11 protein-coding genes are annotated in these 12,539 nt (G+C 56.2%); 7 read left to right on the forward strand and 4 right to left on the reverse strand.

From position 1 onward, the window contains the following. The first annotated feature begins 179 nt into the window (after positions 1-179). The 4 genes from map (at position 180) to AAH446_RS17045 (ending at position 5,411) form a co-directional block, all read left to right on the forward strand. Positions 180-974, forward strand: a complete 795-nt coding sequence (map, locus tag AAH446_RS17030; protein WP_342907866.1) for a type I methionyl aminopeptidase — start codon at positions 180-182, stop codon at positions 972-974. Positions 975-1,098: 124 nt separating this feature from the next. After that, positions 1,099-3,744, forward strand: coding sequence for a bifunctional uridylyltransferase/uridylyl-removing protein GlnD (gene glnD, locus AAH446_RS17035; protein WP_342907867.1), 2,646 nt, complete (start codon positions 1,099-1,101; stop codon positions 3,742-3,744). A gap of 115 nt (positions 3,745-3,859) precedes the next feature. Next, on the forward strand, positions 3,860-4,684 hold the full coding sequence (gene dapD, locus AAH446_RS17040) for a 2,3,4,5-tetrahydropyridine-2,6-dicarboxylate N-succinyltransferase (protein WP_342907868.1): 825 nt from the start codon (positions 3,860-3,862) through the stop codon (positions 4,682-4,684). Between the two features lie 334 nt (positions 4,685-5,018). Beyond that, positions 5,019-5,411, forward strand: a complete 393-nt coding sequence (locus AAH446_RS17045; protein WP_342907869.1) for a DUF3461 family protein — start codon at positions 5,019-5,021, stop codon at positions 5,409-5,411. Between the two features lie 109 nt (positions 5,412-5,520). Here AAH446_RS17045 and AAH446_RS17050 read toward each other — a convergent pair whose 3' ends face one another. From AAH446_RS17050 to dgt, 3 genes are all read right to left on the reverse strand, one after another. After that, entirely contained in the window at positions 5,521-6,678 is a 1,158-nt protein-coding gene (locus AAH446_RS17050) for a CdaR family transcriptional regulator (protein ID WP_342907870.1), read from the reverse strand. 363 nt (positions 6,679-7,041) lie between these two features. Next, entirely contained in the window at positions 7,042-8,466 is a 1,425-nt protein-coding gene (degP, locus tag AAH446_RS17055) for a serine endoprotease DegP (protein ID WP_342907871.1), read from the reverse strand. Positions 8,467-8,614: 148 nt separating this feature from the next. Continuing rightward, complete coding sequence (gene dgt / locus AAH446_RS17060; protein ID WP_342907872.1) at positions 8,615-10,120, reverse strand: dGTPase; 1,506 nt, start codon at positions 10,118-10,120, stop codon at positions 8,615-8,617. A 126-nt stretch (positions 10,121-10,246) separates the two neighbouring features. Between dgt and mtnN the strand changes: the two genes are divergently transcribed. The 3 genes from mtnN (at position 10,247) to AAH446_RS17075 (ending at position 12,125) form a co-directional block, all read left to right on the forward strand. Further along, complete coding sequence (gene mtnN / locus AAH446_RS17065; protein WP_342907873.1) at positions 10,247-10,948, forward strand: 5'-methylthioadenosine/S-adenosylhomocysteine nucleosidase; 702 nt, start codon at positions 10,247-10,249, stop codon at positions 10,946-10,948. Next, positions 10,941-11,735 carry a vitamin B12 ABC transporter substrate-binding protein BtuF gene (btuF, locus tag AAH446_RS17070; protein ID WP_342907874.1) on the forward strand — a complete coding sequence of 265 codons (795 nt, stop codon included), beginning with the start codon at positions 10,941-10,943 and terminating at the stop codon, positions 11,733-11,735. The genes mtnN and btuF overlap by 8 nt, the downstream gene beginning before the upstream one ends. A 135-nt stretch (positions 11,736-11,870) precedes the next feature. Continuing rightward, a complete protein-coding gene (locus AAH446_RS17075; RefSeq protein ID WP_342907875.1) occupies positions 11,871-12,125 on the forward strand; it encodes a hypothetical protein in 255 nt (84 codons plus the stop codon). Positions 12,126-12,161: 36 nt separating this feature from the next. Here AAH446_RS17075 and erpA read toward each other — a convergent pair whose 3' ends face one another. Continuing rightward, positions 12,162-12,506 (reverse strand): iron-sulfur cluster insertion protein ErpA, encoded by a 345-nt coding sequence (gene erpA / locus AAH446_RS17080; protein WP_342907876.1) that lies wholly within the window; start codon positions 12,504-12,506, stop codon positions 12,162-12,164. Positions 12,507-12,539 lie beyond the last annotated feature (33 nt).

A 12,539-nucleotide genomic window follows, 5' to 3' on the forward strand; every position in this document is an offset into this window, starting at 1 on the left:
AAACGGACTCACAGAGAATCGTCGGCGCGCTTTATATCATAAAGCAGCCTGTGAAGCCAATGTTTGTTGCCCGAACGCCGCCACGGACAAACTGCAATTGGCAGAGCCTGGGCAGGCTGCTAACATTGCTGCACTTCCTCTATTATTGCCGAAATTATCGGCACCTGCGGACAAAATTAATGGCAATTACAATCAAGACCCCTGAAGAAATCGAAAAGATGCGCGTGGCCGGTCGCCTCGCAGCAGAAGTGCTTGAGATGATCGAAGAGCACGTTAAGCCGGGCGTCAGCACCGGTGAACTGGACCGTCTGTGCCACGACTATATCGTGAATACCCAGCAGGCGATCTCTGCCAGCCTCGGCTATCACGGCTTCCCGAAATCAGTCTGTATTTCGGTCAACGAAGTGGTCTGCCACGGTATTCCAAGCGATGAGAAAATCCTGAAGGATGGCGATATCGTCAATATTGACGTCACGGTCATCAAGGATGAATACCATGGCGATACCTCAAAGATGTTTATTGCCGGTAAGCCCACGATTCAGGGCGAGCGCCTGTGCCGCGTCACCCAGGAAAGCCTCTATCTGGCGCTGCGAATGGTTAAACCCGGTATTCGCCTGCGGACGATTGGCCGCGAAATCCAGAAGTTCGTGGAGGCGCAGGATTTCTCCGTGGTGCGCGAGTACTGCGGCCACGGCATCGGCAAAGGTTTCCATGAGGAGCCTCAGGTGCTGCATTACGATGCCGATGACGGCGGCGTGGTGCTTCAGCCCGGTATGGCGTTCACCATCGAACCGATGGTCAATGCCGGGGATTACCGTATCCGCAGTATGAAAGATGGCTGGACGGTAAAAACCAAGGATCGCAGTCTTTCCGCGCAGTATGAGCACACCATCGTGGTGACCGAAAACGGCTGTGAAATTATGACGCTGCGTAAAGATGACACCATTCAGGCCATTCTGACGCACGAGGCATAAGTACGGCAGAAAAGAAAAAACCGGCTGATGCCGGTTTTTTTTTGATCTCAGGCGTCCGGGGGCGCTATTGTCGCAGCAGTCGATCGCTATTTTGTCCCTTTGTGGAGAGAACCAGGAGTACTGCGTGACCAGGACACTGAAAGAGTACGGGCTGACCGATTCACCCGCTGGCTGGGATAACGATGCGCTGACGCGCGACGTGCTGAAGCAGCATCTGGAGCAGTTTCAGCAGGGTTTGGCTAGCGCATTTGACGAGGGTGCGGACGCCGAGTCGCTGATTGAGGCCCGGACGCTGTTTATTGACCGCCTCCTGCGCCGCCTGTGGCGTTTTTTCGGCTTTTCCCGCCAGCAGGATATCGCGCTGGTCGCCGTCGGCGGCTACGGGCGCGGTGAGCTGCATCCCCTTTCGGACATTGACGTGCTGATCCTCAGCCGTACTCCTCTTTCAGCAGAGAACGCCCAGCGGGCCAGCGAACTGCTGACCCTGATGTGGGACCTGAAGCTGGAGGTGGGCCACAGCGTCAGAACGCTGGAAGAGTGTCTGCTGGAAGGGCTTTCCGACCTGACGGTTGCGACGAACCTGATTGAATCCCGTATGCTGTGCGGCGACGTGGCGCTGTTTCTGGAGCTGCAAAAGAATATCTTCAGCGACGGTTTCTGGCCCTCAGATCGCTTCTTTGCGGCGAAGATTGAGGAGCAGCAGGCCCGCCATCAGCGCTATCACGGCACCAGCTACAACCTTGAACCGGATATTAAAAGCAGCCCCGGTGGGCTACGCGACATCCACACGCTGCTGTGGGTGGCGCGCCGGCATTTCGGCGCCACCTCGCTGGATGAGATGGTGGGCTTCGGTTTTCTGACTCAGGCCGAGCGTAACGAGCTGAATGAGTGTCAGAGCTTTCTCTGGCGTATCCGCTTCGCCCTGCACCTCTCCCTGCCCCGCTACGATAATCGCCTGCTGTTCGATCGCCAGCTCAACGTGGCGCAGCGGCTCGATTATGAGGGCGAAGGTAACGAGCCGGTCGAACGGATGATGAAGGATTTTTACCGCGTCACCCGCCGCATCAGCGAACTTAATCAGATGCTGCTGCAGCTTTTTGATGAGGCGATCCTGGCCCTGGGCGAGGATGAAAAACCGCGACCGATCGATCATGAATTCCAGCTGCGTGGAACGCTTATCGACCTGATCGATGAGGCGTTATTTACCCGCCAGCCTGAGGCGATTATGCGCATGTTTTATACCATGGTGCGCACGCCTAAAATTACCGGCATCTACTCCACTACGCTTCGCCATCTCCGGCATGCGCGTCGCCGTCTTAAACAGCCGTTATGTCAGATCCCGGAAGCGCGCGCGCTGTTTCTCTCCATCCTGCGTCACCCTGGCGCGGTCAGCCGGGCGCTGGTGCCGATGCATCGTCATAGCGTGCTCTGGGCCTATATGCCGCAGTGGGGCAACATCGTCGGACAGATGCAGTTTGACCTGTTCCACGCTTATACGGTTGATGAGCATACTATCCGGGTGCTGCAAAAACTGGAGAGCTTTGCGGATGAAGCGACCCGCCCGCGTCATCCGCTCTGCGTGGAGATCTGGCCGCGACTGCCCCAGCGGGAACTTCTGCTGATCGCCGCGCTGTTCCATGATATTGCCAAAGGGCGCGGGGGCGATCACTCCATACTGGGCGCTCAGGATGTTCAGGCGTTCGCTGAACTGCACGGCCTGAACTCCCGTGAAACGCAGCTGGTATCCTGGCTGGTTCGCCATCATCTGCTGATGTCAGTGACCGCCCAGCGCCGGGATATTCAGGACCCGACCGAAATACAGCAATTTTCCGAAGTCATGCAGAACGAGAACCGGCTGCGCTATCTGGTTTGCCTGACGGTCGCGGATATCTGTGCCACCAATGAAAATCTCTGGAACAGCTGGAAACAGAGCCTGCTGCGGGAGCTCTTCTTTGCGACGGAGAAGCAGCTACGCCGCGGAATGGAAAACAGCCCGGATCTGCGGGAACGGGTGCGTCATCACCGTCTTCAGGCGCTGGCGCTGCTGCGGATGGATAACATTGATGAACAGGCGCTGCATAATATATGGGGGCGCTGCCGCGCAGACTATTTCCTGCGCCACACGCCGAACCAGCTGGCCTGGCATGCCCGTCACCTGATGAACCACGACCTGAGTCAGCCGCTGGTGCTGGTCAGTCCGCAGGCCACCCGCGGCGGAACCGAAATTTTCATCTGGAGTCCGGACCGTCCCTATCTGTTCGCCACCGTCGCCGGTGAGCTGGACCGGCGGAATCTGAGCGTGCATGACGCGCAGATTTTTACCAGCCGCGACGGAATGGCAATGGATACCTTTATCGTACTGGAACCCGACGGCAGCCCGCTGGCGGGGGATCGTCATGAGATGATCAGACAGGCGCTGGAGCAGGCGATTGGTCAGACAACCTGGCAGCCACCCAGAATGCGTCGCCCCTCTGCCCGGCTTAAACATTTCAGCGTGGAGACGGAAGCGAAATACCTGCCCACCCACACCGACCGGCGTACCTATATGGAGCTGATCGCGCTGGACCAGCCCGGCCTGCTCGCCAGGGTGGGAGAAGTTTTTGCCGACCTGGGCGTCTCGCTGCATGGCGCGCGCATCAGTACGATTGGCGAACGGGTGGAGGATTTATTTATTCTGGCCAACAGCGAACGCCGCGCGCTGAGTCCGGAATTGCGGGAACTGTTACAACAACGGTTGACAGAAGCCCTTAATCCAAACGATAAAGTGTGACCCGGATTGAAATATTTACACGCCTGACGGGGCCGTGCAAACGGCCTTTCGGGCATGAACGGGCGGTAATCGCGCCCGCTTCTGAACGATGACTGGATACAGGAAATCTGAATTAATGCAACAATTACAGAATGTTATTGAGAGCGCCTTTGAGCGTCGCGCCGAAATCACGCCCGCTAACGCCGACAGCATCACGCGGGAAGCCGTCAGCCAGGTTATTGCCCTGCTCGACAGCGGCGCCCTGCGCGTGTCGGAAAAAGTCGATGGTCAGTGGATCACCCATCAGTGGCTGAAAAAGGCGGTACTCCTCTCTTTCCGCATCAATGACAATCAGGTGATTGAAGGCGCTGAAAGCCGCTTCTACGACAAAGTGCCGATGAAATTTGCCGACTACGATGAAGCCCGTTTCAAACAGGAAGGCTTCCGCGTGGTTCCGCCTGCGGCCGTCCGTCAGGGCGCGTATATTGCGCGTAATACCGTGCTGATGCCTTCCTACGTCAATATCGGCGCCTATGTTGATGAAGGTTCTATGGTCGATACCTGGGCTACCGTAGGCTCCTGTGCCCAGATTGGTAAAAACGTGCACCTCTCCGGCGGCGTGGGCATCGGCGGCGTGCTGGAACCGCTGCAGGCCAATCCGACCATCATCGAAGATAACTGCTTTATCGGCGCACGTTCAGAGATCGTTGAGGGCGTAATCGTGGAAGAAGGCGCGGTCATCTCCATGGGCGTTTATATCGGTCAGAGCACCAAAATCTACGATCGCGAAACCGGTGAAGTGCATTACGGACGCGTTCCCGCCGGTTCCGTGGTGGTCTCCGGTAACCTGCCTTCCAAAGATGGCAGCTACAGCCTCTACTGCGCCGTGATAGTGAAAAAAGTCGACGCGAAAACGCGTGGCAAAGTGGGCATCAACGAACTGCTGCGCACCATCGACTAACCTCCACGGGCCACCCTGCGTGGCCCGTAAACTTTACTTTACAAACCCGCCCTGCCCTACCTGTTTTACGCCGCGAAATAACGGATGCTATTGTGCATTAACCAGGCGATAATCCGCGCCATCAATTTAAGTAATTACTTTCAAACCTGGACCGTGCTGTGACTTTTGCGTCTACATTTAGCGCAGAGGTCCGGAACAAGCGAGCCGAGTGAAGATAAGGCGTAAACGCAGCCAGCGTGACAGAGGGTTTATCTGTTCGCATGCCGGCACGGCACCACGCACTATTCACAACGCGCAGCCGGAACACCTTAAACTTCAATCAGGAACTCCCGCTATGTATGACAATCTGAAAGGCCTGGGCATCAGTAACCCCGAAGATATTGACCGTTACAGCCTGCGTCAGGAAGCCAGCAATGACATTCTGAAAATTTACTTCCGCAAAGATAAGGGCGAGTTCTTCGCCAAAAGCGTGAAGTTTAAATATCCGCGCCAGCGTAAAACCGTGGTCGCCGATAATATCAGCCAGGGCTATAAAGAAATTCAGGAAATCAGCCCCAATTTGCGGTATGTGATCGACGAACTCGATCAAATCTGTCAGCGGGATCGGGTTGAAGTCGATCTTAAACGCAAAATTCTGGAAGATCTGCGTCATCTGGAAAATGTGGTGTCGAACAAAATCACCGAGATCGAGTCCGATCTGGAAAAACTGACCCGCAACAGCCGTTAATCTGCTTCCCAGTCCATCTCAACGGCACGGTTTACCTGCGCCGTTGAGATGTATCACATGCTGTAACCGCACTCTCCCTCTCCACCAGCGCGCCGCGCGGCCCAGATCGTTATGCCTCCTCATCAAGCTGTAGCGCCACATAGAGCAGCAGACGATCGTCGAAATTACTCAGGTTAAGCCCGGTCAGTTCGGAGATGCGGTTCAGGCGGTACTCCAGCGTATTGCGGTGAATGTAGAGCGCTTTTGCGGTGGCAGAGGGCTGCACGTTGTGGCTGAACCAGGCGATCAGCGTGCGCCGCAGCAGGCCGTTATTATCCATGGCTTTCAGCTTCAGCAGCGGTCTCGACAGCTCATTCGCCTGCCAGCCTCCCCGCAGGCTGTCCAGCAGCACCGGCAGCACCAGATCCTGATAGAAATAGCTGCGCTGCTCCGGCATGCGCTGCTTGCCCACATCCATCGTGGTGCGGGCGGTGCGGTAGGAACGCGCAATGCTGCCCGGTCCGGTAAAATAGTTGCCGAGCGCGATGCGCATACGCAGGTGTCCGCTCTCTTTCATCCTGGACTGCAGCAGATCGACGCGCTTGCGGTGATCTTCTGCATCAAACCGTCCCTGCGCGCTCAGCGCCGGTTTAAGCACCACCATTTCGGTCAGGGAGACAATGGCAATCAGGTTATCCCTGTCTGGCGTCAGCAGCAGGGTCTGCAGCTGCTGCAGCTCCGACATCGCGCTTTCCACCCCCAGCTGGCCGCTCTCCACCTCCACGACCGCGACAACGCGTGGCTGATTAAGATCGATGCGTAGCCGCTGCGCCCACTCCACCAGCGCTGGTGAAAGGGTGTCGCTGCGGATCAGGTTAAGTACCAGCTCCTCGCGCAGGCGGCTGTCCTGAGCCAGCATATTCAGCAGGCGTGCCTGCTCCAGCATCATCTCCGCGGTCATGCAGACCAGCTCGCCATATTGACGCAGGGCGTCCGGTTCGCCGGTCAGACCGATAACGCCGACGATATTACCGTCGATACGCATCGGAAGATTAATGCCGGGCCGTACGCCGTGCAGATGCTTCGCCACCGCTTCATCGATATCCACCACGCGGGCCTGTGACAGCGCCAGCAAAGCCCCTTCGTGCATTTCACCAATACGCTCGCGGTCGCCGCTGCCGATAATACGGCCACGCGCATCCATCACGTTGACATTGCTGTCAATAATTTGCATCGTGCGGGCAACAATCTCCTGCGCCAGGCGGGCTTCGAGATGATAACTGGCCATTCACTACTCCTGAAAGCGTCGTGAATTCAGCATAACTGGCGCACGGCGGCGTGGCATTGTGCATTTGCACTAAGCCGGGATTAAGGCGTGAAATTTGCGGGGAAGCTCACAAACTCTGAGTACTCAGGGTATGGGCAGATGGCTTGAAAACCGTTATCAAACACGGAGTAAGGCGTCATCTGTTATACCGGAAACGACTCGCGCTATTTGCTGCCAGAGAAGCGGGTAGAGATGATATTAAGCGGAATGACTTATCGTGAAGCGGTCAGAAGAGAGGACGCCGGCAGTTAAGAGGAACGAACGGAACAAAAAAAACCGCAGGACGGAAACGGGGAGCCGACGACCGCCGGCTCCCGTAAAGGCTTACTGCATCAACAGATAGATTGTGCTGTCACCACGCTGGATATTCAGCGCCAGGACTGACGGTTTCGCATCAAGCACCTTGCGCAGCTCACCCAGGTTAGCCACCGCCTGCTGGTTTACGCCCAGGATAATATCGTCCTTTTTAAGCCCTACTCGCGCCGCTGAGGAGCCCGGCTTGACGCTATCCACCTTCACGCCTTTGACGCCTTTCGCGTCATAGTTGCTCAGGTCCGCGCCCTCAATACCGGTATAGATATTGCCGGAATCGACTTTACTCTGGCTGCTCTGCTGAAGCTCAACGTTGACCGTCAGCGGTTTGCCGTCGCGGATCAGACCCAGGGTCATTTTGGTGCCCACCGGCAGGGAGCCGACCTGGGCGCGCAGCGCGGCAAAGCTGGAGATCGCTTTACCATTGATGGAAACCACCACGTCGCCCGCCTTCACGCCCGCTTTTGCGGCGGAGGACTTCGGCAGCACCTGGCTGACAAAAGCGCCGCGCTGGGCATCCACTTTCATCGCTTTCGCCAGTTCAGAGTTCAGCTCGGTGCCCATAATACCCAGCTCGCCGCGTTTCACCTGGCCAAATTCCACCATCTGAGCGGTCAGGTTTTTAACCATGTTGGCTGGAATGGCGAAGCCGATACCGATATTCCCGCCGTCCGGTGCCAGGATCGCCGTGTTGATCCCGATCAGCTCACCGTTCAGGTTAACCAGCGCGCCGCCGGAGTTGCCGCGGTTAATAGCGGCATCGGTCTGGATAAAGTTTTCGTAATTTTCCACATTCAGCCCGCTGCGTCCCAGCGCCGATACGATACCGGAAGTCACCGTCTCGCCAAGGCCGTACGGGTTACCGATAGCGACGGTATAATCCCCTACCTTGATTTCATCAGAGTCGGCCATCTTAATTGCCGTCAGGTTTTTCGCCTCTTTTAGCTGAATAAGCGCGATATCGGAGCGGGGATCTTTTCCGATCACTTTCGCATCATATTTACGGCCATCGCTCAGCTGAACCTGGATTTTGGTGGCGTTGTCGACCACGTGATTATTGGTTACGACGTAGCCTTTTTCAGCATCAATCACCACGCCCGATCCCAGCGCACGGAATTTTTCCTGCTGTCCACCCTGACCCTCTCCCGGCCCGGCGGAGCACATTGGTGAGTTCTGGAAAGGCGAACCATCCTGACAGAATGGTGAATTATCACCGAAAAACTGCTGAAACTGCTGCGGCAGGCGAGGCGTACTGACGGTCGTACTGCCCTCAACGTTAATGCTCACTACCGAAGGCATGACTTTCTCCAGCATCGGTGCCAGGCTCGGCAGCTGCTGGGTAGAGGAAGAAGCGGTTTCTGCGGCGGTGGCGATAAGCGGGTTCATAGCCATTCCCAGGCTCAGAGCCAACGCGCTTGCTAAAAGTGTTTTTTTCATGCGTCTGTTTCTCTATTTGTCCAAGTATGCAACCATTGCTGTGGTCGTGATGATGAGAGTAATCTTTTAACGCGAAGTTCATGACAGAGTTTCAATTAAAGGTAAAAATTTATTGGCTCTCTTTACAAAACTCACGCGCCGTATTGCGTTATTCTACCGCCATCAGACGACGATACTCATCCCACGCGTACAAATCGGTCATGCCGCTTACATAATCCTGTAGCATGCGGGCACGATAATAGTACTCCCAGACGGACACATCCTTTGAACGGCTATCCAGCCGCCCTACCGCTTCACTATAAGCCAGACGAAAGCGCGTGGAAAGTTTATGAAAAAGGCGGGTCTCAATGGGATAGTCTTTTAAATAATCCTTCGCGACCAGCTCACTGAATTCCTGCTGCGTGAGCGCCAGCAGCGGCTGATAAATATCCAGCAGGCCGCTGATGACCCGATACCCCTGCAGCTCCAGCTGTTCGACATCAGGATGGTTAAAGACGTGGCTGAAGGCGACTTTCTTGAACACTTCCAGCAGCTTGTTCTGCGCGCTGCCATCTTCCAGCAGGGCTTCGTTAAACTCGCCGCGAAAGACCGCCGGCAAATTATCAATAAAGCGCGCCGCCGCGTGAGGCACCAGTCTGGCGACCGTATTCACCCGCAGATACATAAAGAACTGATCTTCACTGCTGCGGCTTAATTGCTGACTGCGGGATTTTTCCAGCGCGTTTGTAACCACCAGGCTGAATAAGTCATTAGCCCGATGTTCGGGCCAGAGCGCATATAAATGCTCGTACAGCTGTTCGACGGTAAATATCTTTTTCTCTACCGCATCTTCTAAATCCGCCACGCAATAAGAAATATCATCGGCGGCTTCCATAATATAGGTGAGAGGGAAGCGACAGTGGGGCTGAAGATCTAACTCTTTACGCAGCCGGCCAACGTATTCTTCCTCAGCCAGATAATAACCGGGCTTTTTCATCAGATAATTATGCGTTTCCGGAAGCTTGCCGCTAAACCAGGCCGGGCGGGTGTATTTTAAGATGCAGCCGACCTGCGCCCAGGTCAGATTCATTTTCAAAAGGCTGTGCACCATCCGTATCGCCTGGGCATTGCCTTCAAAGTGGGACAGATCCTGACGAATTTTTTCGCGCAGCCCGTTAAGACCATCCTCCTGATACTGTAGTGCCTCAGGTTCGCAGCGGTCAGCACGCGCGGATGAGGGGCTGCGGTTCGCATCCAGCCGCTGTGTAAACCAGTCATTGATCGCCGACTCGCCAAAATGCCCGAAAGGTGGATTGCCGATATCATGCATCAGGCAGGCCATTTCAACGATGCTCTCAAAGGGCCCGGTCAGCTGCGTCAGCCCGTAGCTTTCCAGCAGCCCTTGCTCTTTCAGCCTCGTCAGTACTTCCTTGGCGATATAGCGCCCGACCTGCTGCACTTCCAGAGAATGGGTCAGCCGGGAGCGTACTGCGGCGTTGCGCTCAAGCGGAAAAACCTGCGTTTTCTGCTGCAGTCGCCTTATCGCCGCTGAGTTGATGATGCGCCCACGATCGCTTTCAAAGATGCGCAGAATTTCATGCTCGTCCTTCTGCCCCTGCTGAGGGTTAAAACGGCGCTGATAATTGATCTTTTTCCTGAAGTCGATGTCGTTCATGCCTGCTTCCCGTTTTCCGGCCTGATTGCTGTCCCTGCACGTTTTGCCGATTATGTCCCTTATGCTGCCATGATAGACTATGCGCCAGAAGGCCAGGCAAATTCCACAACATTAGCGAGTATCTCTATGAAAGCAGGCATTATTGGTGCAATGGAACAGGAAGTCACACTGCTGCGTGACAAAATTGAAAACCGCCAGACGCTGACCCTGGCGGGCTGCGAAATTTATGCCGGCACCCTGAACGGCGTGGAGGTCGCGCTGCTGAAATCCGGAATCGGTAAAGTTTCTGCGGCGATGGGCACAACGCTGCTGCTGGAGCTGTGTAAACCTGACTTTATCATCAACACCGGCTCGGCGGGTGGGCTGGCGCCGACCCTGAAGGTGGGCGATATTGTCGTCTCTGATGAAGTGCGCTATCACGACGCGGATGTGACCGCATTTGGCTATGAGCCCGGTCAGATGGCAGGTTGCCCCGCGGCCTTTACCGCCGACGCGGCGCTGATCGACGCGGCGGAGCGCTGCATCAGTCAGCTGGGCCTGAACGCGGTACGTGGCCTGGTGGTCAGCGGCGACGCCTTTATCAACGGCGCTGAGCCGCTGGCACGCATCCGCACGGCTTTCCCGCAGGCGATCGGCGTGGAGATGGAAGCGACGGCTATTGCCCATGTCTGCCACCAGTTTGGTACCCCTTTTGTGGTGGTTCGCGCGATTTCGGACGTGGCGGACCAGGAATCCCACCTGAGCTTCGATGAATTCCTTACCGTTGCTGCGGCGCAATCCTCGCTGATGGTGGAAGCGCTGCTGACGCAGCTGGCCGATCGTGGCTAAGCGTTTTGCCTTATTCCTGCTGCTGCTCTGCACCGGCACTGCGGCTTTTGGCGCGCCACGGGTTATTGCCCTGGCGCCCAGCCTGACCGAGATGGCGTTTGCCGCCGGCATCACGCCGGTTGGCGTTAGCGCTTACTCTGATTTCCCTGCCGAAGCCGCCAGCATTGAGCAGGTGGCTAACTGGCAGGGGATTAATGTCGAGCGCATCATTGCCCTGAAACCTGACCTGGTTCTCGCCTGGCGGGACGGCAATCCGCGGCGTCAGGTCGAACAGCTCAGGGCGTTTGGTCTGAGAGTTGAGTGGATAGAGCCGACCACCGTTGCACAAGTCGCCGCCGCGCTGCGCATGCTGAAGGCCTGGAGTCCCGCTCCGCAGCAGGCAGAGCAGGCGGCGGTGAAGCTGGAGCAGCAGCTTGCCGCGCTGCATAAACGTTATGATGGCGCGTCGCATAAAGCCGTTTTCCTGCAGTTCGGACAGCGCCCTCTTTTTACCGCCTCAGGCGACACGCTGCAGAACCAGATCCTCAAGCTGTGCGGCGGCGAAAATATCTTTGCCGACAGCCCGGTGCCCTGGCCGCAGGTAAGCCGCGAGCAGGTTTTACTGCGCAATCCGGCGCTAATCGTCACGGGAGGCGATGCCGCGCGCATTTCTGCCGTGAAGGCGTTCTGGCAGCCCCAGCTGAAAATTCCGGTTATCGCCATTAAAGAAGACTGGTTCAGCCGCCCCGGCCCGCGCATTCTGCTGGCAGCGCAGCAGCTATGCCGTGAGCTTCACCCAGACCGCTAACCGCCCGTCGTAAAACCGAAGAATAGGGTTAAAGTTCCGGCGAAAAGTGACGTTAATTATATAACGAGGCAGCGGAGCAGGTATTCACGCTGTCCGATTTGGGGCAACCCCTTTTGCACACCAGGATTTTAAAAAATGAAAGCCGTTTATCTGGCCCTTGGCCTGGTGATGGCAGGTCATGCCTGCGCGGCCTCAACAACGGGCAGCATAGGGGTCAAACTGACCATTTACTCGCAATGTCACATTGACGGGCAAAGTACCACACCAGCATCCTTACCCACCGCTGACTGCGGCAAACAGCGCGCCGCTCAGCCCCGGATTACACGTACGCTTATTTCGCCCGGCGAGGGCGTAAGGAAGAAGATTAAATTAGTCACGGTAGAGTGGTAAAAGGCGCCCCGGCAGCGAACGCGCCGGGGCGATAACTCAGATACTGAACGAAGAGCCACAGCCGCAGGTAGTTTTCGCATTCGGGTTGGTAACGATAAAACGCGATCCCTCCAGACCTTCGGTATAGTCCACCGAACCGCCCACCAGATATTGCAGGCTCATCGGGTCGACAACCAGCGCCACGCCCGCTTTCTCAATCGTCATGTCGCCATCGTTTACCTTATCATCAAAGGTAAAACCGTACTGGAAGCCGCTACAGCCACCGCCGGTGATATAGACGCGCAGTTTCAGATCGGGATTTTCCTCATCTGAAATCAGATTTTTGACTTTACTGGCCGCTGCTTCAGTAAATTGCAGGGGCAGAGCTATATCGTCACTCATTTAACACCTCAGTATGCATTCAGGCCGATCGCC

It is taken from the genome of Erwinia psychrophila (assembly GCF_039023475.1).
Lineage (GTDB): Bacteria > Pseudomonadota > Gammaproteobacteria > Enterobacterales > Enterobacteriaceae > Erwinia.